Here is a 19,432-nt window from a genome sequence, read left to right on the forward strand (position 1 = left end):
TGGTCAGCCTTGGGGGCGCCAGGTGTGCAGGAGCTGTTCCAGGGGGTCGGGGGTGTGCGTCTCCTCGGCGAAGGGTGCCTGGTAGCGCGCCCCGGTCCCCCGGGGCACGGCCCGGCGCGGCTTCGCCTTGGCGGTCCGCGCGGGAGCAGCCGGTGCGGGCGTCTCGTTCTTGGCCGTGCCGTCCTCGGGTTGTCCGCTCCTGGGCAGCGGCGCCTGGTAGCGGGCGCCCTGACCCGCGGGCTTGCGCTTCCTGCGGCGGACCCAGCGCGTGACCACGGGTTCGGGCCTGGACTCCTCGGGCCGCTCCCCGCGCTGGTCGCGCTCCCCGGTCGGGGTGAACCACACCGGCAGCTCCTCCAGGCCGTGCACGCTCAGCGAGGCGCGCCAGCGCAGTTCGGCGGATTCGACCGCCATCACCATGCCGCGCATCCGGTCCACGACGGTGTCGATGGCGGTGCGCACCAGCTCCCGGGTGAAGGCGGTGGCCGGGCAGCGGTGCGCCCCGGCTCCCCAGGACAGATGGGAGCGGTTTCCGGCCAGGGCCATGGCGTCGTCGGCGCCCCGGGACACCGAGGGGTCGGTGTGTGCGGAGGCGAACCCGAAGAGCAGCGGCTCGCCCTGGCGGATCCGGGCCCCGGCGAACCGGATGTCCATGGTCGAGTAGCGCCCGGCGAGCATGCGGATCGGGGAGTCCGTCCACATGACGTAGTCCACGAAGTCCTCCGGGGTGAGCGTGCCGCCCAGGTAGGCGGTCCACACGTTCGGGTCTTCGAGCAGCTTGAGCAGGGCGTTGCCGATGAGGTGGGTGGTGGGCTCGTGCCCGGTCTCCCACAGCAGGGACAGCGCCTCGACCACCTCGTCGTCGGTGAGGCCGTGCGGGTGCTCCAGAATCAGGCTGGTGATGTCCTGCCCCGGCTCGGCGCGTTTACGGGCGACCAACCCCTCGAAGTAGGAGCGCACGGCCAGGGCGGCGGGTTCGGCTCGGGCCGGGTCACCGCTCCACAGCCGGGCGGTGAGGTCGGCCAGGAGGTGCCCGTAGGAGTCGGGAAGGCCGAAGAGCTCGTTGAGGATGAGCGCGGGCAGCGGGGCGGCGTAGTCACCGATGAGGTCGGCCGAGCCCGCCGACTCGACCAGGCCGATCAGGTGCACCGCCGCGCGCTCCACCGCCGGGACCAGCTGCGGGGTTCCGACCGAGGCCAGTGCGTCCACGATGGGCAGGCGCAGCCGCTGGTGTTCGGCGCCGTCGCGGTTGAGCGCCCCGCTGCGGGCGGGCGGAACTCCGCTGGGGCTCCAGGGGCGCGGGTCGGCGGAGAAGTAGGTCTGGTCCCGCAGGACCTGGAGGTTCTCCTTGTATCCGAGCAGCAGCCAGCCGGGCACCCCGGGGGTGATCTCCACCGGGACCAGCCCGCCGTACTGTGAGCGCAGCTGCTCCCAGGGCAGTTCCGCGGCGGACGCCTCCCCCCGGTCCGGCCCCCGGTGCAGGGGCAGCGTCCCCTCCCCGGTGAAGGGACAGCGCTCGGCGCCCTCCGACCCGCCGAAAGCGGCGCCCTCCGACCCGCCAATGGCGGGGTCGCTGCTGCCGGTGGACCCGGTTCCCTGGCTCATGGAGACTCCGTAAGTTGTTAGGTGGCCCGGTTGGGGCGACGCTATGTCCCCGATGTTTCCGGAGTGCTTCCGTGAGGAAAGGCGCACCTTTCGGTGTCGGGCACCGGGCTCCACCACAGGTCAAGACGGGCCAAGACGGCACAGCGCACGAAAAGCCCCCGGACCCTGACGCGAAAACCCCTGCGATCAAAGGGATCCCGCTTGCCCGGGTGCTCCGGCGGGGTGGATACTTCCGCTGATTCCAGGATGCGACGCCGAGCCGGAAGGCCCCCATGACGGACACCACCCCCTCCGCCCCGCTGGACACGAGCGTCCCCCACTCCGCACGGGTGTGGAACTACTGGCTCGGCGGCAAGGACCACTACCCGGTCGACCGCGAGCTGGGCGAACAGATCGAGCAGGCCTTCCCCGAGATCGCCGACATCGCCCGCGCCGACCGCCAGTTCATCATCCGGTCGGTCACCCATCTGGCCGAGGTGGAGGGCATCAGGCAGTTCCTGGACATCGGCACCGGGCTGCCCACCGCCAACAACACCCACGAGGTCGCCCAGGCCGCCGCCCCGGACGCCAAGGTGGTCTACGTCGACAACGACCCGATGGTGCTCACCCACGCCCGCGCCCTGCTGACCAGCACGCCCGAAGGCAGTACCCACTACATCGACGCCGACCTCCTCAACCCCGAACCCCTGCTGGCCCAGGCCCGCGAACACCTGGACTTCACCCAGCCGATCGCGCTGACCTTCATGGGCACGCTCGTGCACTACCCGGTCGACGAGAACATCTACGCCCTGGTGCGGACCTACATGGAAGCCCTGCCCTCCGGCAGCTTCCTGGCCCTGAACGACAGCACCGACACCAGTCAGCAGATCATCGACGCGGCCGTGGCCTGGAACGAGAACGCGGCGCTGCCCATCCACCTGCGCAGCCCGAAGCAGGTCGAGGCCTACTTCGAGGGACTGGAGCTGCTGGAGCCCGGTGTGGTCTCCCTCCCGTTCTGGCGCCCGGAGTCCTCCGAGGTCGGCGACGTCCGCGAGGCCGCCCAGTACGGCGGTGTGGCGCGCAAGCCCTGACCTGGACGGACGTCGGTTCTTCCCGGTTCGGGGCCAAGAGTGACCGGCCGGTAGGATGGCCAGTCGGCTCCACAGGGGCTCACCAAGCCTGCGGGCCCAACAGCTTTCGACCGGGGAGAACCACCGTGAGCAGGAAGAGCCGCAGACGCGGCGACGCGCGGACGGCGACAGCCGAATGGGCCGGCCCCGGCCCCTCGGACACCCCCGTGGAGGTGGTCACCGGCGCCGTCGACGCCCTGGTGCGCGGGCAGGAGGGCGGCGGCGTGGACCTGGCCGCGGCCCGGCTGGCCGACGTGGAGGACCCCGCCTGGGCCGGGGCGGCGGGGCGTGCGCTCTTCGACACCCTGCTGTTCTCGGTGGCCGACGCGTGGGCGCGCGGCTGGCAGCCCGTGGAGACGGTCCGGCACGTGACCCGTGAGTCCGGTCCGCTGGCCGCGGCCGTGTGCGCGGACGCCGTCACAGCCGACCTGGAGCGTCACTCCGCGGCCTCGGTGGACCCGCGTTGGACCGAGCAGGTGCGCTCGCTGGGCGTGAGCGGCCCGGCCGCGGCCGAGGCACACCTGGCCCGGCTGAGCGGCGAGCACGGACTGCTGAGGTTCGAGGCGGTCGAGGTGATACTCCGGCTGCTGGCACTGCTGCGCGTACTGCCGCCGATGCGACGGCTGGGTCCGCCCCCCGGCACCTTCCGCCCGGGCGGACGCGGCGCCGCGCCGGTGGACCGGGGGCGCCTGCAACGCGTGCGCGCGCTGCTGGCCAAGGCCGAGTCCACCGAGTTCCCGCAGGAGGCCGAGGCGCTGACCGCCCGCGCCCAGGAGATGATGGCGCGGCACAGCATCGACCTCGCCCTGCTGGAGCAGGACCCCGAGGAGCCCGAGGCAGCCGCGGCCCGCCGGCTCCCGGTGGACTCCCCCTACGACGAGCACCGGGCGGTACTGCTCAACGAGGTCGCCGAGGCCAACCACTGCCGGGCCGTGTGGCACCGGGAGCTGGGCCTGAGCACCGTGATGGGCTTCCCCGGTGACGTGGAGGCGGTGGATCTGCTGTACACGTCCCTGCTGGTGCAGGCCGAGTCGGCGATGCGGGTGAGCGGTTCGAAGCGGGACCGGGCCGGGCGCGGGGCGCGCAAGGACTTCCGGTCCTCGTTCATGTCCGCGTTCGCGGTGCGGGTCGGTGAGCGGCTCGCCGAGTCGGCGCGCGCCGCCGAGGAAGCGGTCACCGCCGAGACCGGCACGGACCTGGTGCCGGTGTTCGCCGCCCGGGAGAAGGCGGTGGAGGCCGCCGTGGACGAGGCCTTCGGCGCCCTGACCACGTCCCGGGTGCGCGGCCCCTCCAGTTCCGAGGGCTGGCACGAGGGCCGCGCGGCGGCCGACGCCGCCTCGCTGGGCACCACACGCGCCAGGCTGGCCTGAGGCCCGGCGCCCCGGGTTCGGGAAAACCAGTGGCCACGGCGTGCGCGGGCTGTGTAGAACCGACGCATGCTTCGCAAGTACCCCCGCACCCGGCACATCCGAGGGTCGCGGCTGCAACCAGGTGACCACGACCTGCCGGCCGCGCCGTTCGAGCGGCTGGCCGGTAGGCACCTGGTCGTGGCGGAGAAGCTGGACGGCGCCAACGCCGGGATCAGTTTCGGCCCTGGTGGGGAGCTGCGGCTCCAGAGCCGGGGGCACTACCTGACCGGCGGTCCCCGGGAGCGGCAGTTCGCGCCGTTCAAGGCCTGGGCCGCGGCGGTCGCGCCGATCCTGTGGCCGCGGCTGGGTGAGCGGTACGTGCTCTACGGCGAGTGGCTGTACGCCAGGCACACGGTGTTCTACGACGCGCTGCCGCACTACTTCTGCGAGTTCGACGTCCTGGACACCCGGGAGGGCGTGTTCCTGTCCACCGCGCGCAGGCGGGAGCTACTGGCCGGGACACCCGTGGTGTCGGTGCCCGTGCTGCACGAGGGTCCGCTGACCTCGATCAAGGAACTCACCCGGCTGGTGGGGGCCTCCACCTGTCGCACCCCCGGGTGGCGGCGGGCGCTGGCCGAGGCCGCGCGGGCGGGCGGGGCCGACCCCGGGCGCGCCCTGGCCGAGACGGACGGCTCCGACCTCATGGAAGGGCTGTACGTGAAGGTCGAGGAGGGCGACCACACGGTCGACCGCTACAAGTGGGTGCGGCCGGAGTTCACCACCGCCGTCCTGGACGCGGGCGCCCACTGGTTGGACCGGCCCCTGATCGCCAACGCCCTGGCCGACCCGGAGGTGCTGTATGCGGGTGTTCGATGAGCTGTGCCCGGCGCCACCGTACTGGGACCTGGACTGGGACCGGGCGCGGGAGGCCTTCGCGTGGGTGCGCAACCTGGCCGGGGTCGAGCAGGACCCGGTGCACCACGCCGAGGGAGACGTGGAGGTGCACACCCGGATGGCGTGCGAGGCGCTGGCAGGGCTGCCGCAGTGGCGGGCCCGGCCCGCCGGGGAGCGGGTCCGGCTCTTCGCCGCGGTGCTCCTGCACGACGTGGCCAAGCCCCTGTGCACCCGGCGCGACGAGGAGGGACGGGTGACCGCGCACGGGCACTCCCGCCGGGGCGACCTGCTGGCCCGCCGGATCCTGTGGGAGGCCGGGGCACCGGTCGAGTGGCGCGAGCACGTGGCGGCGCTGGTCCGCCACCACCAGGTCCCCTTCTGGGCGCTGGAGCGCCCCGACCTGCGCCGGATCGCGTTCCGCGCGAGCCTGCTGGCCCGCAACGACGACCTGGTGCTGCTGGCCACCGCCGACATCCTGGGCCGGGAGTGCGGGGACACCGCCGAGGTCCTGGACAGCATCGGTCTGTACGCCGAGTACTGCGCCGAGCAGCGCTGCCTGGACCGCCCCCGCGACTTCCCCTCCGACCACGCGCGGTTCTGGTTCTTCCGCAGGCCCGACCGCGACCCGGACTACGCGGCGCACGACGACACCCGGCTGACCGTGACGGTGATGTCGGGGCTGCCCGGGGCGGGCAAGGACCACTGGATCCGGACGCACCGGCCGGACCTGCCGGTGGTGAGCCTGGACGTGCTGCGCGCCGAGCTGGGTGTGAAGCCGACCGCCGACCAGCGCCCGGTGGCCGTCGCCGCGACCGAGCGCGCCCGCGAGCACCTGCGTGCGGGCCGACCGTTCGTGTGGAACGCCACCCACGTCTCGCGTGACCTTCGCTCGCGTGCGGTGTCCCTGGCCGCCGACTACCGGGCCCGGGTGGAGATCGTGGCCCTGGAGGCCCCGCCCCGGGTGCTCCGTGAACGGATGCGCCGCAGGTCGGCGCCGGTACCGGCCGCGGCGGTGGAGCGGCTGGTGCGGCGCTGGGAGTGCCCCGACCCCACCGAGGCACACCACCTGGCCCGGACCGTGACCGGCTAGGGGCCCGCCACTTCTCGGTTCGGAACAGTGTCGGGCGCGGTCCCGGCCATCAACCAGCGGGTCACGCCGACCTCCAGCAGGGACCGGCGAGGGTCCGCGCCGTAGGGCGTGCGCGGATCCCAGTCGTACCGGTCGTGGAAGGCGGCGAGCACGTCGCCGGGGAAGCGCTCGTGCACGGTCACCAGCCCCTGGGCGACGACGGGCGCGTCGCCGTCCTCCAACGCCAGGGACACCCGGGGGTCCCGGAGGGCGTTGCGGACCTTGACCGAGGCGGTGCAGACCCCGATCCACCAGCGTTCGCGCAGGTAGACGAACCACACCGGGACCACGTGGGGCGATCCGTCGGCGCGCAGGGTGCACAGCCAGACGTTGCGGTCCTCGGCCAGGCGCCGGCGCAGGTGTTCGGGTGCGGGCAGGAAGGTGGGAACGCTGTCGGGCTCGGGCACGGCTCTCCTCGGGTCGGGTCGGCTCCTGTGATGATGCGACCTCAACCTCGGTTGAGGTCAACCGGGCGGCTCCGGAGGGGGCGGTCAGTCGTCTTCAGCATCGGGCCCGACCGCGGTCCGCTCGGCGGGAACACTCGCCGCCAGGGCCCGAAGACCCGTCATGAGCTTGCGGTGCACCGGCTCGACGCTCCGTCCCGTCCGCGCCTGGACGTGGTGGAACACCTGGTCCACCGCGTCGCGCAGGTCGTCGACCCGGTCCTGGCGGTCGGGGGGCAGGACGTCGCGCATACGTTCCACCGCGATCACCGCCTCATAGAGGTGGGTACGGGCCTGGCGCACCTGCTCGGGCAGATCGTTGCCGCCCTGCTTGGGCGGCCCGTGGGCACGGATCTGGGCGATGTAGCGCATGCTGAGGTCGAGCCGCAGCACACTGCCGCGCACCGCTTCGAGACGGTCGCGCACCTCTCGGGCCCGGGTCCGGTCCCGCTCGTACTCGCGCCGTTCCCGTTCCCGCGCCAGGGTGTGCTCGGCCCGCCAGCGCTCGACCTTCGCGTTCCGGTAGGCGGTCAGCGCCGTCGCCCCCAACGTGCTGGCCGCGGTGATCAGACCGGTGATCAGTGCCACCAGGACGGTGGTGTCCAAACTCGGGTACTCCCTCCTCGGCTACTGCCTTCAGCCCCTGCCTCAGAACCTCCCCTGACCGGCCGCCCCGCGCTGTTCGGCACGGATCTCCCCCCGGGTGCGCCGCGCCTCGCTGATCCCGCCGCCACCCGCCATGGCCCCCTCCAGCACGTCCAAAGCCGACTGCGCCTGCCCCGCCAGCCAGAGCACCTGACCGATCCCGGTGCGCAGGCTGGGGTCGGCGTGCACCCGTTCCTCCGCCGCGCCCAGCCGGGCCAGACCCGCCGAACGATCCCCCGACAGCAGACGGTTGCGCGCTTCGGCGACCAGCAGCCGGGAGACCGCGGCCCCGTCACCGACCGACTCCCGCTCCCGTGCGGCGTCCGCGTAGTGCCCGGCCGCGGCCGCGTGGTCGCCCCGCTCGAAGGCGAGGTCGCCCAGGAGCGCGGTGAGCAGCGCGCGCGTCCTCGGCCCCGGAACGGGTTCGGCGCGCAGCGCCCGCCGCGCGTGTTCGGCGGCCAGTTCCGCCTGTCCCCGGGTGTGGGCGGCGCGGGCGATGTCGAGCCGGTCCCGCTCGGCCCATGGGGACAACCCCCGCGCGTAGGGCGTCAGGGGCAGCGCCATCAGGGGTCGGGCCAGCCGCGGGTGACGCAACAGATAGGCGGATCCGTCCCGGTTGGGGGTGACCAGGTGGCGGTCCTCCAGAGCGTGCACGACACCGGGGGTGAGCGCGCTGCCGGTGTCCTCACAGGCCGGGCGGCCCACGCCCCTCTCCCCCGCGGCCACCACCCTGCGCAGCCAGGCGTGCGGAACGTCGGGCGGTACGAGGTGCTCGGCGGCCACCTCCTCCAGGACCGCGGCCAGGCGTTCGGTGAGGACGTGGTCGATCTCGGTGCCGGAGTCCGGAACCAGGGTGGTGCCGGACCCGGCCGCTCCCTCCCACAGGGCCAGCCCCAGGAACTGGAGCAGGGACGGGTCGACCGTGTCCGAGCGGGCGGGGTGGCGCCCGCGCGGGTCGCGGACCGTGCGGGCCTCCTCGACCAGGCGCCCGGGCTCAGTGGGAGCCAGACGCGAACCGACCAGGGCCAGGCAGCGGGCGACCGCGTCGGCGGCGGTGCCGGGGCCGAAGGGGACCAGTCCGACCTCGGCGTGCTCGACCTCGCGTTTGTCCACCAGGCGGCGGAGTTCGTCGAGGTGTTCGGTGCGCACGGTCAACAGCAGGCGCAGCTCGGTTCGGTGCTCCAGGGCGGTGAAGAGCTCGTCCAGGAAGTCCTTGCGCGGCTGCTCGGGTGCGGTCGAGCGGCGCAGGAGGAGTTCGGTCTGGTCCAGGGCGGCGAAGACCGGGCGGGGCAGGCCCTGCCGGTCGGTGCTCTCGTGGGTGCGCAGGAAGTCGGTGATCGACGTCCCCGGGGTGCGGGTGGGGAAATCCGACGGGCTCCACAGCGCCAGCAGAGCTCGGGTGTAGGGGTTCTGGCCGGGCAGGACCGCGGCGGGGAAGGCCGGGTCGAAGCAGAGCTCGCCCGGGGGCAGGACGATGCTGCCGCGATCGGTGAGGGCGGGGAAGGCCCCCGCGTTGACCAGGGAGGTCTTGCCTACCCCGTTGTCGCCGTGGAGCACGGTGAGCCGGCACCGGGACCAGGAACGCACGAGTTCCTCGGTTTCCGCCCTACGGCCGAGAAAGAAATCCCGGTCCTGGGCGAGGAAAGGCCGCGCCCCGACGAAAGGTCCGGGCGCGCGCCCGACGGCGGCTCGTATCATGAAGCGGCTCCCGGCCAGCGAGAATGGGGACTGTCCTGGCTCGAAACAGCGCTGTCCATGGTGCCATGAAACAGGGCCCCTTTCGAGACCCGGCGACATTTCTGTGTCCTTCTCGCTGCACCTCCCGCGCGCCCGCGCGACCGCTCGACGGCACCTCACCCGCGCCCACCAGCCCCGTCGTAGCGGCGGGATCGAACTTCCCACGTCAGCTTCCCCCGTGTTCAGGCCTTTTGCCCGACCCTCCACAATCGGTCGGGCAAGGGCCGTGGGGCCGCCTTTTCACGGATGCGCTTTTCGGTTTGACGTACGAAGTTTCCACCACGCACCTGTCCCTCTCCAACATCTTCGCCTACGCTGATTAGTCACACGACCACCCAGAGCGACATCCGCTGATACAACACAACACCAGGGACTTTACGGCCGCCGATTACCAGAATTTCTGATGGGGCCTATGTGAAACCGGAGGACATCGCGTGACGGTTACCAAAGGGAACCTTCCCGGTCAGGGCGAGAACCGATTCCCGGAGGGGGCCGAACCGGCCGCGGGCAGGTACCCGGAGGTGTGGGGCAGGGTCCCCCCGCGCCACAAGAACTTCACCGGACGCGACGAACAGATCCGCGCACTGCACGCGGGCCTGCTCAACCAGGTCACCGCTGTGGTGCCGCAAGCCCAGGCCGACCCGGTCGTACCCCACACGCTCCAGGGCTACGGAGGCGTCGGCAAGACCCTGATGGCCGTGGAGTACGCACACCGCTACCGCGGCGAGTACGACCTGGTCTGGTGGATCCTCGCCGACCAGCCGGGGCTGGTGCACTCCGCCCTGGCCCATCTGGCGCCGCACCTGGGCCTGCCCGGCCCGGCGGTGACCGGGGTCGAGGACGCCGCCAACGGGGTGCTGGAGGCCCTGCGCAAGGGCGAACCGTACTCGCGCTGGCTGCTCGTCTTCGACAACGCCGACGAACCCGAGGAACTCACCGACGTCATCCCACAGGGGCCCGGGCACGTACTGATCACCACCCGCAACCACCGGTGGGCGGGAGTGGCCGAGACGATCCCGGTCAACGTGTTCAGCGAGCGGGAGAGCGTGGAGTTCCTCAGCAAGCGCATCCCCCGGGGCATCACCGCCGAGGAGGCCGTCGAGTTGTCCGAGGCCCTGGGACACCTGCCCCTGGCCCTGGAGCAGGCCGGCGCCCTCCAGGCCGAGACGGGCATGTCCACCCAGGAGTACCTGCGCCTGCTGGCCGAGCGCACCGGTCTGCTGCTGCGCGAGGGCAAACCGCCGGAGTACCCCAAACCGATGACCGCGGCCTGGCAGCTGTCCGTGGAGAAGCTCAACGAGAACCTGCCCGAGGCGATGGAACTGCTGCGCTGCTGCGCCTTCTTCGGCCCGGAGCCGATCCCCCGCGATCTGTTCTTCCCGGTGGAGAACGGCCGCGTGCGCCCGGAGATGGCAGAACTCCTCGCCGACCCGATCCGGCTCAGCAAGGCCATCGGCCAGCTGGGCCGCTACGCCCTGATCCGGCTCGACGGGGCCAACCGCACCCTTCAGGTGCACCGGCTGGTCCAGGCACTGCTGCGCGAGGAGCTGGATGAGCGGACCCGGCAGGAGATCCGGCTCGAGGTGTGGTCGTTGCTCAGCGCGGCGGCCCCGGCGAACTTCACCGACGCCCCCGCCCAGACGCGCTACTTCGAACTGCTCTCCCACATGCGTCCGGCCAGGGTGGCCGAGTCCGACCTGCCCGAGGTGCGGCGCTTCGCGCTCGACATGCTGAGGTTCCTGTACGTGTCGGGCAACTACGAGACCGCCAGCCGCCACGCCCGCGACCTCATCGAGCAGTGGTCCGCGGTCTCGGGCACCGACGACCCGTTCGTCCTGGAGGCCCAGGCCCAGTACGCGAACCGGCTCCGCGACCTGGGGCGCTACGTCGAGGCCCACGACCTCAACCGGGCCATCCTGCCCCGGATGCGGCGCACGCTGGGCCACGCGCACCCGGAGACGCTGTCGGTACTCTCCGGGCTGGGCGCCGACTACCGGGCCCGCGGTGACTTCTGGCAGGCGCGCGAGCACGACGAGGAGGTGCTGCGCCAGCACCAGGAGGTCTTCGGTCCGAGCCACTCCGCCACCCTGCTCGCCATGAACAACCTGGCCCTGGGCTACGCGCTCACCAGTGACTTCGCCGAGGCCCGGAGCAGGCACGAGCGCGCCTACATGATGTTCAAACGCAGCGCCCCCACCGGCGGATCGCCCACCCTGCTGTGGTTCTGGACCGGCCTGGCCCAGGCCGTCCGGCTGATCGGGGACTACACCGAGGCCTGCGACCTGGGCGAGGACGCTCTCGCCTACGGCCGCGGGCAGTTGGGGATGGAGGACCCCCGAACACTGCGCGCCCAGGTGGACCTGGCGATCGCCCGACGGCTGTCCGGACAGTTGGACGAGGCGCTCGAACTCGGCCAGGACGCCCACGCGCGCTGCCTGAGCCTGCACGGCATCAACCACCCGAGCACCCTGGCCGCGGCGATGTGCCTGGCCAACCTGTGGCGGATGACCGGTGAGCTGGCCGGTGCCCTGGAACTGGCCGAGGACACCGACATGCGCTACACCCAGGCCTACGGGCCCGACCACCCCTACAAGCACGGCTGCACGAGCAACGTGGCCCTGTTGTACCGGTTGACCGGCGACCCCGAGCGTTCCCGTGCGATGAACGAGTCGGCGCTGACCGCGCTGGAGGCCCGGCTCGGCCGCAACCACCACTACACGCTGGCGGCCGCCACCAACCTGGTCGGCGATCTGGCCGCCCTCGGCGAGGGCAAGAACGCCACCCGGCTGGGCCGCGGCACCCTGCGCCGCTACCGCTCCCTGCTGGGCGAGGAGCACCCGAGCACCCTGGCCTGCGCCGCCAACCTGGTCCTGGACCTGCGCGGCGAGCAGGAGACGGAGGAGGCCGAGGAACTGGCCGAGCGCACCTTCGACGGCTACCTGCGCACGCTGGGCCGGGAGCACCCGTTCGCCGGAGCCATGGCCCAGGGCCGCAGGCTGGTCGCCGACTTCGACCCGCCCCTGCTCTGAACCGGCTGCGAGCGTACCGCGAGGAACAGAATCACCGTCCTTCATCACCGGTCTCGGCCGGCGGGCGTGAAGTCCGCGCGGATTCCCGCGTTTGCCGAACCCTGCACTCCCCTGGGACATCTCGGCTTTCTCCCCCCACGGCACCTGGCCGCGATCGCCGCTCTGGCCCTGGTGACCACCTCCCGCACCGTTCCCGGGCAGGCCGCGCACGACCGCATCACGGACCACTTCGACGGCCTCGGGGTGAGCGAGGACCCGGGCTTTGGCACGGTCGGGTGACAACGCCCCGGCACGGCCTCCGGACCATGGGCCGGGCGATGACGGATTTCGACGTTTTCCCATGCGGGAGCGCCCGACAGGGTTAGCCTGAACTGGATTCGGCCGCCCGCTCCCGTTCGGTGACCACCATGACTGAGCGTCTCCTGCCCGCCATTTCCGCCTGTGTCGACTGGGCCGGGGAGGCCGAGCCTCCGCCGGTGTTGGAGGTGGACGACCTGGCCCTCCTGCTCGGTGTCCACCACGATTGCGGGGCGCACGACCCCGGCGACTGGACCGTGGACGACGTGCACGAGGTCGCCGCCCTGCTGCGCGAGCGGGGCGAACTGCCGGATAGTCTCCGGGGGACCTGGCTGGCCTGGTGCGACCACCTGGTCCTCTCCGGCAGGTTGCAGTCCGCGGAGAGCCCTCGTCGGCTGCGCGCCGCCGTCGAGCGGGTCGATCTGAGCCCCGGCGGCCCGGTGCGGTCCGGGTCCGATCCCCTGGCCGCGGCCGCCGGTCCTCTCCTGGACCGCCTGGGTTACCAGGAGGACCAGGAACCCGTCCCTCTGCCCGCCTACGTTCCCGCTCCCATGACCGAACTCGACGCGCGGGCCGGGGCCTGCCCGACCCTGCACCGGGCCGCTCGGCTGGCCGCCTGGGTGGAACCGAACCGGCTCCTGTGCCCGGAGAGCGATCACGACGCCCTGTGCGGGGAGGACACCGCCCGGGCAGCCGATGCCCTGGACACCGCCCCCGAGGAGGTGTCCTTCCTGTTCACCGTGGCCCGGTCGGCGGGCCTGGTGCGCACGACCTATCTGCACGCGATGCCGGGCCCCGCGGCGCACGCCTGGGCGTGGGAGCTGCCCGGCGCCGCGGCCGACGCCTGGGCTGACGGGCTGGCCGCCATGGCCGCGCTGCCCGGCCCCGTCCCGTTCCTGGTGCTGGCCGAACTGTTCCTGTCCGGCCAGGCGCGGACGGCCGAGGAGCTGGTCCGCGCCTGCGGTCCCGGAGCGGTGCCGGAGGTATCCGAGGAACACGTGCGGCGGGCACTGGAGGTACTGGTCTCCCTTGACGCGGTGGAGGGGATCGATCAGGGGAGCTACCGAGCCTCCGGACTGGGCGACCACTACGTCGCCCGTCACCTGCGCGCGGCGGGTGTGGAGGTGCCGGTGGCCCAGCCGGTGCCCTGGCTGTCCGACTGACGACAAAGAACCAGTTCAGCGGCGGAACTGTGGGGGCCGAGGTGGGCACGGTGTCCACCTCGGCCCCGGAATGTCCGACCCCCGTGCCAGTCTCGGCGGTATGGAGACCAGCGCACTCGTCGATGCCTGGCGTCGACTGCTCATCAATCCGCACGCCACCTGGGTGCTGTTCGAGCACGGCACCTGCGTGGTCCTGACCGAGCCCGGGGAGGACCTGCGCGCCCAGGCTGTCGAACTCCTGCGTGAGTACGGCCCGGTCCGGGCGGGCACCCCGGCCGGAGACTACGGCGTGGTCCACCCGGACACCACGGAGGGGTGGGTGGTGACCGGGCACCACCCCGACATCCTCACCTACGTGCCGCCCGGCGCGGTGGCGGAGGAGTCCGACTTCGCGATCGGGGCACAGGGGCGCTCCCAGCGGCACCGGGACGGCACGGAGCTCAGGGTCGTTTACGCGCAGGACGGCCGGACCGTCCCCACCGAGGAGACCTGAGCCGAAGCGCCCCTCCCCCGAGCGGTCAGACCTGGTCGAGGAAGCCTCCGTCCACGACCAGGTTCTGGCCGGTGACGAAGGCGGCGGCCGGGCTGGCCAGGAAGGCCACCGAGCGGGCGACCTCCTCCGGGCGGCCCAGACGGCCGTAGGGGATGCGTTCGCGGATGCTCTCGTAGAACTCCGGGTCGCTGTCCTTGCGCCGCTCCCAGCCGCCGCCGGGGAACTCGATGGGGCCGGGCGAGACGGTGTTGACCCGCACGCCGTCGGGCGCCCATTCACGGGCCAGGGAGGACGCGTGGTGGTTCAGCGCCGCCTTGACCGCACCGTAGGAGCGGGCCCCCGCGGGCCGGGTCACGTGCAGGGCCGAGGTGGTGGAGACCAACACCACCGAACCCCCGTGCTCGGAGCCGAACAGGTGGGGCTTGGCCGCCTCGGTCAGGCGCACGAACGGCATGAGGTCGGCGTTGAAGCCGCGCTCCCACTGGTCGGGGGTGGGCGCGCTGCCGCCGGAGACGTTGGAGACGAGCACGTCCAGGCCGCCCAGCGCCGTGGCCGCGTCGTCGACGAAGGACGGCAGCGCGGTGTGGTCGGTGACGTCCAGGTCCCGGGTGAAGACCTTGGCGCCGGTCTCGGAGAGCTCGCGGGCCGCCCGGGCCAGGGGTTCGGGGGTGCGTGCGCAGATCGCCAGGTCGGCGCCCTCCTCGGCGAACACCTGGGCGATGGCGCGGCCGATCCCCCTGCTGGCCCCGGTCACCACGACCTTGGCCCCCGACAGTCCCAGATCCATTGCGTCCACCTTCCGAACTCTCACGTGCGGCCGGTACCCGCGCGGGTACCGGCGGGCAGATCGTACCGGTGTCCGGGACTCGGCGCTGTCTGAGACACAGCGGCGCCCCGGACCCACCTGTGGGCGGCGCCCCGGCGGGGACACCGCCCACAGGTGGGTCGGCTTCACTCGGATCAGGCTCCGGTGGAGTGGAATCCGCCGTCGACGTGCACGATCTCGCCGGTGGTGGCCGGGAACCAGTCCGACAGCAGGGCCACGACCGCCTTTGCGGCGGGCTCGGGGTCGGTGACGTCCCAGCCCAGCGGGGCCCGCTCGGGCCAGTGCTTGGCCAGCTCCTCGAAACCGGGGATGCTGCGGGCGGCCATGGTGCTCAGCGGGCCCGCCGAGACCAGGTTGACCCGCACGTTCTTGTCCCCCACGTAACGGGCCAGGTAGCGGGCGGTGGAGGTCAGCGCGGACTTGGCCACGCCCATCCAGTCGTAGATGGGGTAGGAGACGCTGTTGTCGAAGTCCATGGCGACCACCGAGCCGCCGTTGCCCATGAGCGGCAGCAGGGAGGTGGTCAGCGACTTCAGCGAGAAGGTGGAGGTGTGCATCGCCTGGGCGACGTCGCTCCACTCGGTGTTGAGGAAGTTGCCGCCCAGGGCGTCCTGCGGGGTGAAGCCGATGGAGTGGACGATGCCGTCGAGCCCGTCCACGTGCTCGCCGACCCGCTCGGCCAGGCTGGCGAGGTGCTCGTCGTCGGTGACGTCCAGCTCCAGGACGGGGGGCGTCTCGGGCAGGCGCTTGGCGATGCGCTGCACCAGACCCATGCGGCCGTAGCCGGTGAGCACGACCGTGGCGCCCTGCTCCTGGGCGAGGCGGGCGACGTGGAAGGCGATGGAGGAGTCGGTGAGCACACCGGTGACGAGGATGCGCTTACCTTCGAGGATTCCCATGTTCGGGTGGTCCGTCCTGTCTGTGGCTAGGGCGAGTGGGGTGAATGCTTCGGCCGGCTCAGTGGCCCATGCCCAGGCCGCCGTCGACCGGGATGACGGCGCCGGTGACGTAACCGCCGCCGGGGCCGGTGAGGAAGCTGACGGTCTTGGCGATGTCGTCGGTGGAGCCGAGGCGGCCCAGCGGGACGTTCTTCTTGATCTCCGCCTGGCGCTCCTCGGGCAGGGCGGCGGTCATGTCGGTCTCGATGAAACCGGGGGCGACGACGTTCACGGTGATGTTGCGCGAACCCAGCTCGCGGGCCAGGGAGCGGCCGAAGCCGACCAGCCCGGCCTTGGAGGCGGCGTAGTTGGCCTGGCCGCCGGAGCCGAGCAGGCCCACGACCGAGGAGATCAGCACGATGCGGCCGAAGCGCTTGCGCATCATGCCGCGCACGGCGCGCTTGGCCACCCGGAAGGAACCGGTGAGGTTGGTGTCCAGGACGGAGGAGAAGTCGTCCTCGCTCATCAGGGCGAGGAGCTGGTCCTTGGTGACACCGGCGTTGGCGACGAGCACCTCGACCGGGCCCTGGGCCTCCTCGACCTCCTTGAAGGCGGCGTCGACCTGGGCGGAGTCGGTGATGTCGCAGCGCACGCCGAGCAGACCCTCCGGGGGCTCGCCGGACCGGTAGGTGACCGCCACGTTGTCCCCACCAGCCGCGAGCTCACGGGCGATGGCCAGACCGATCCCTCGGTTGCCACCGGTGACCAGTACCGAGCGCGACATAGGGGCTCCTCTTCTCTGCGGCTGCTCAACAGCCGCGACGTGTTCGGGTTTCAGGGGTACGCAGTTTCAGGGGTACTCGAGAGGTGCGTGTTCCGGGTGCGGATCGCCTTGCAGGTTACCGAGCTACCCGCCAGTAGACGCAACCGAGGTGCGCAACAGGACCGATCGGGGCGTTCCGGAAGATCACACGCGGCCGACAGGGCCCGGTGGGACGGGGGTCCAGCACGGAGGCGGACGCGAAGTGAACCCGGTCACCCGGGCTGGCCAGCGGCCCCGGCAGCCCCTGCCGGACCGTTCTGGGCGCCGCCGTTGAGGGGCAGGCCCACGACCAGCCACAGCAGCACCAGCACGGGCGGCACCACCCAGCCGGGCCACTGCCCGCCCAGGAGGGTGAGCGCCCCCACCAGGGTCAGCACGCCCAGGGCGGCGCGCAGTCCGGAGTAGGGTTCGGCCGCCGCGAGCAGGAGGGCCTTGAGGCTGGCCGCGCTGTCGTGCGCCCGCCAGTCGAAGGCCCCGGTGAAGACGATCCCGTGGGCGCCCAGCGCGACGAAACCGGCGGCCAGGGCGAGGGCGTACCCGATGAAGAGGGTCGGCGACCCGGTCTCGGCCGCGGCCGTGCCCGCCGCCGTCCCGATCACGAACAGGGCCAGCGCGGCGGCTGCGTGGCTCACCCGCTCGGTCCACTCCGACGGTGGTCGCATGGTGCACGTCCTTCTGACGACCCTGCCCGCGGGCCATGGGGATGACGTGCCCCGAGACTATCCAGCGGGCCCTGTCAGCGGTAGGGCCCGGTCGAGCAGCGAACCCGTCAGGCCCAGCCCGCGTCGTGGGCGAGGATCGCGGCCTGTACCCGGTTGGACATCTCCAGCTTGGCCAGAATGCGGCTGACGTGGGCCTTCACCGTGGTCTCCCGCATGCTCAGGGCCCGTCCCACCTCGGCGTTGGACTTGCCCTCGGCCACCGCCACCAGCACGTGGCGTTCGCGCTCGCTGAGCACCGACAGCCGGCGCAGCGCCTCGGTGCGCCCCGCCGCGGAATCGGTGGGGGCGGGCGAGGCGAAGCGTTCGAGCATGCGCTTGGTGACGCTGGGCGCGAGCATGGCGTGCCCCTCGTGCACGGTGCGCACGGCGTTGATCAGCTCGCGCGGCGGGGTGTCCTTGAGCAGGAAGCCGACCGCTCCGGCGCGCAGCGCGCCGTGCACGTACTCGTCCAGGTCGAAGGTGGTGAGCAGGACCACCCTGGGCGGGTCGGGCAGTTCGCTCAGCCGGGCGGCCGCGGCCAGTCCGTCGGTGCCGGGCATGCGGATGTCCAGCAGCACGACGTCCGGGGTGAGCTCCTCGGCCAGACGCACGGCCTGCTCCCCGTCACTGCCCTCACCGACCACCTCGATGCCGGGGTCGGCCTCCAGGATCATCCGCAGCCCGGACCTGACCAGGAGTTCGTCATCGACCAGGAGTGTGCGGATCACCTTCGGCGCCCTCTTCTTCCTCAACCTCGGTGGTGTGCGGTTCGGGCGTGGGAGCCTCCTCCGGGCCCTCCTCCCCCACCGGCAAGATAGCGCGCATCCGCCACCCGCCGTCCGGACACGCCCCGGCGCTGAGCTCGCCCCCGGCCAGCACGACGCGCTCGCGCAGCCCGGTGAGGCCGTACCCGCTGCGCGGCGGGGCGTGCACCGGTCCGGTGACGGGGTCGTTCACCACCTCGACCTCCAGGCGGTCCTCACCGTAATGCAGCCACACCTGGACAGCGGCGCCGGTGGCGTGTTTGGCGGCGTTGGTCAGGCCCTCCTGCACGATCCGGAAGGCGGTGCGCTGGACCGCGGTCGGCAGCGGTCCGACCGTACCGGTCTCCTCACGGTCGACCCGCATCCCGGCCCCGCGCCACTCGTTGATCAGGCGTTCCAGGTCGTCCAGGACGGGTTGGGGCGCGGTGGGCGCGGTGTCCGTGCCGTCGTCGCGCAGGACCCCCAGGATGCCGCGCAGCTCCGCCAGCGCCTCGCGGCCGGTGGTGCGGATCAGCCCGGCGGCCTCGACCGTGCGCGGTTCGGTGGCCGACACCTCCAGGCCGCCCGCGTGCAGGACCATGAGGCTGACCCGGTGGGCGACCACGTCGTGCATCTCACGGGCGATACGGGTGCGTTCGGCGCCGATGGCCTGCTCGGCCATCATGTGCTGTTCGCGCTCCAGGCGTTCGGCCCGCTCCTTGAGGCGGTCGATGAGCTGGCGGCGGGTGCCGATCCACAGGCCGGCGATGACTGGTAGGACCAGGTAGAACACGGACAGCACCACGAAGGCGACCGGGGTCTGGTGGTAGATGATCCCGGTGGTCAGGAGGCCGAGCACGAACCAGCTGACGAGGGGTTTGCGCTCGCTGAAGTGGGCCGGATAGGAATACAGGCCCACCATGAGCGGGATCGGGTTGGCGTACAGGGCCATCATGAGCGCCCCGGTCACCATGAGCCACTTGGGTTCGCTGCGGCGCCAGAGCATCGCCGCCGAGCCCAGGACCCCCGGAACCACGAAGAGCAGGAAGACCAGCGGCAGGGCCACCAGGGCGTTCGAGAACAGACCCATCACCGCTGCGATCGGCCCGGTCAGCAGGCCCGAGGCGGCGCCGGTCCCAGCCACCATCATCAGGCCGCTGAACGGCAGGGTGAAGACGGCGTAGCACCAGTCGGCCACACGCAGACGCCGGTCCCACCACCAGTGCCAGTTGTGGCTCAGCAAGACGCCGAAGTCCCGCAAACGATCCCGCACCCACATCTTCATCCGCCAGAGTCTACGGCGGCGCTCCCAACAGAGGGCATCGGTGCTCCCGCCCCTGAGCACCGGTGGTCCGATCGTCGACCCTCCGACATCTCCGCAGTTCACAGGGGTTCCTGGCACTCACCAGCGCACCGGGGGTCGACACCACCCCCTACGAAAGTCGGTGGTGCACCCGCACGAAGGAGTCGCGAACCACCACCGCGTCATGCCTTTGGCCGATACCGGGTTCAGCCCGGAGGCCGAGGCGCCGGGGGCGGGGGCGGACCTAGCGTGGAGAACACGCCGA

At 72.2% G+C, this 19,432-nt stretch carries 17 protein-coding genes; 7 read left to right on the forward strand and 10 right to left on the reverse strand.

The features are described from left to right. Window positions 1–3 precede the first annotated feature (3 nt). Window positions 4–1,605, reverse strand: a complete 1,602-nt coding sequence (locus tag NE857_RS20000; protein ID WP_254417168.1) for a cytochrome P450 family protein — start codon at window positions 1,603–1,605, stop codon at window positions 4–6. A gap of 272 nt (window positions 1,606–1,877) precedes the next feature. Here NE857_RS20000 and NE857_RS20005 point away from each other — a divergent pair, with 272 nt between their 5' ends. From NE857_RS20005 to NE857_RS20020, 4 genes are all read left to right on the forward strand, one after another. Further along, window positions 1,878–2,675, forward strand: coding sequence for an SAM-dependent methyltransferase (locus tag NE857_RS20005; RefSeq protein ID WP_184364661.1), 798 nt, complete (start codon window positions 1,878–1,880; stop codon window positions 2,673–2,675). Between the two features lie 125 nt (window positions 2,676–2,800). Further along, complete coding sequence (locus NE857_RS20010) at window positions 2,801–4,084, forward strand: DUF2786 domain-containing protein (RefSeq protein ID WP_254417169.1); 1,284 nt, start codon at window positions 2,801–2,803, stop codon at window positions 4,082–4,084. A 66-nt stretch (window positions 4,085–4,150) separates the two neighbouring features. Next, on the forward strand, window positions 4,151–4,939 hold the full coding sequence (locus NE857_RS20015) for an RNA ligase family protein (protein WP_184364662.1): 789 nt from the start codon (window positions 4,151–4,153) through the stop codon (window positions 4,937–4,939). Then, the gene (locus NE857_RS20020; protein WP_184364664.1) at window positions 4,923–6,047 is read left to right on the forward strand and encodes an AAA family ATPase; all 1,125 of its coding nucleotides are present in this window, start codon (window positions 4,923–4,925) and stop codon (window positions 6,045–6,047) included. Before NE857_RS20015 ends, NE857_RS20020 begins: the two co-directional genes overlap by 17 nt. Here the strand turns inward: NE857_RS20020 and NE857_RS20025 are convergent. The 3 genes from NE857_RS20025 to NE857_RS20035 all read right to left on the reverse strand — a co-directional run bounded on the left by NE857_RS20025 (window position 6,044) and on the right by NE857_RS20035 (window position 8,872). Beyond that, window positions 6,044–6,493, reverse strand: coding sequence for a pyridoxamine 5'-phosphate oxidase family protein (locus NE857_RS20025; RefSeq protein WP_184364666.1), 450 nt, complete (start codon window positions 6,491–6,493; stop codon window positions 6,044–6,046). The genes NE857_RS20020 and NE857_RS20025 overlap by 4 nt on opposite strands. Before the next feature lie 84 nt (window positions 6,494–6,577). Continuing rightward, window positions 6,578–7,135 carry a hypothetical protein gene (locus NE857_RS20030; RefSeq protein WP_184364668.1) on the reverse strand — a complete coding sequence of 186 codons (558 nt, stop codon included), beginning with the start codon at window positions 7,133–7,135 and terminating at the stop codon, window positions 6,578–6,580. Window positions 7,136–7,177: 42 nt separating this feature from the next. Beyond that, window positions 7,178–8,872 carry an nSTAND1 domain-containing NTPase gene (locus tag NE857_RS20035; RefSeq protein WP_184364670.1) on the reverse strand — a complete coding sequence of 565 codons (1,695 nt, stop codon included), beginning with the start codon at window positions 8,870–8,872 and terminating at the stop codon, window positions 7,178–7,180. A gap of 473 nt (window positions 8,873–9,345) precedes the next feature. On the opposite strand from NE857_RS20035, the gene fxsT reads away from it, so the two are divergent. The 3 genes from fxsT to NE857_RS20050 all read left to right on the forward strand — a co-directional run bounded on the left by fxsT (window position 9,346) and on the right by NE857_RS20050 (window position 13,893). Next, window positions 9,346–11,940, forward strand: a complete 2,595-nt coding sequence (fxsT, locus tag NE857_RS20040; RefSeq protein ID WP_184364673.1) for an FxSxx-COOH system tetratricopeptide repeat protein — start codon at window positions 9,346–9,348, stop codon at window positions 11,938–11,940. Between the two features lie 407 nt (window positions 11,941–12,347). Beyond that, complete coding sequence (locus tag NE857_RS20045; RefSeq protein ID WP_254417170.1) at window positions 12,348–13,400, forward strand: magnesium transporter CorA family protein; 1,053 nt, start codon at window positions 12,348–12,350, stop codon at window positions 13,398–13,400. A 100-nt stretch (window positions 13,401–13,500) separates the two neighbouring features. Further along, a complete protein-coding gene (locus NE857_RS20050) occupies window positions 13,501–13,893 on the forward strand; it encodes a hypothetical protein (protein WP_254417171.1) in 393 nt (130 codons plus the stop codon). A 25-nt stretch (window positions 13,894–13,918) separates the two neighbouring features. Here the strand turns inward: NE857_RS20050 and NE857_RS20055 are convergent, their stop codons facing one another. The 6 genes from NE857_RS20055 to NE857_RS20080 form a co-directional block, all read right to left on the reverse strand. Beyond that, window positions 13,919–14,680: an SDR family NAD(P)-dependent oxidoreductase gene (locus NE857_RS20055; RefSeq protein WP_254417172.1), complete on the reverse strand. Its 762-nt coding sequence runs from the start codon at window positions 14,678–14,680 to the stop codon at window positions 13,919–13,921. 173 nt (window positions 14,681–14,853) lie between these two features. Next, entirely contained in the window at window positions 14,854–15,618 is a 765-nt protein-coding gene (gene fabI, locus NE857_RS20060) for an enoyl-ACP reductase FabI (protein WP_017581126.1), read from the reverse strand. Between the two features lie 58 nt (window positions 15,619–15,676). Then, on the reverse strand, window positions 15,677–16,381 hold the full coding sequence (gene fabG / locus NE857_RS20065) for a 3-oxoacyl-ACP reductase FabG (protein ID WP_017588667.1): 705 nt from the start codon (window positions 16,379–16,381) through the stop codon (window positions 15,677–15,679). 251 nt (window positions 16,382–16,632) lie between these two features. Then, entirely contained in the window at window positions 16,633–17,082 is a 450-nt protein-coding gene (locus NE857_RS20070; RefSeq protein ID WP_254417173.1) for a hypothetical protein, read from the reverse strand. Between the two features lie 107 nt (window positions 17,083–17,189). Then, window positions 17,190–17,849, reverse strand: a complete 660-nt coding sequence (locus NE857_RS20075; RefSeq protein WP_254417174.1) for a response regulator — start codon at window positions 17,847–17,849, stop codon at window positions 17,190–17,192. Beyond that, on the reverse strand, window positions 17,824–19,149 hold the full coding sequence (locus NE857_RS20080) for a sensor histidine kinase (RefSeq protein ID WP_184364686.1): 1,326 nt from the start codon (window positions 19,147–19,149) through the stop codon (window positions 17,824–17,826). The genes NE857_RS20075 and NE857_RS20080 overlap by 26 nt, the downstream gene beginning before the upstream one ends. Between the last annotated feature and the right edge of the window lie 283 nt (window positions 19,150–19,432).

The organism is Nocardiopsis exhalans (assembly GCF_024134545.1).
Classification (GTDB): Bacteria; Actinomycetota; Actinomycetes; order Streptosporangiales; family Streptosporangiaceae; genus Nocardiopsis; species Nocardiopsis exhalans.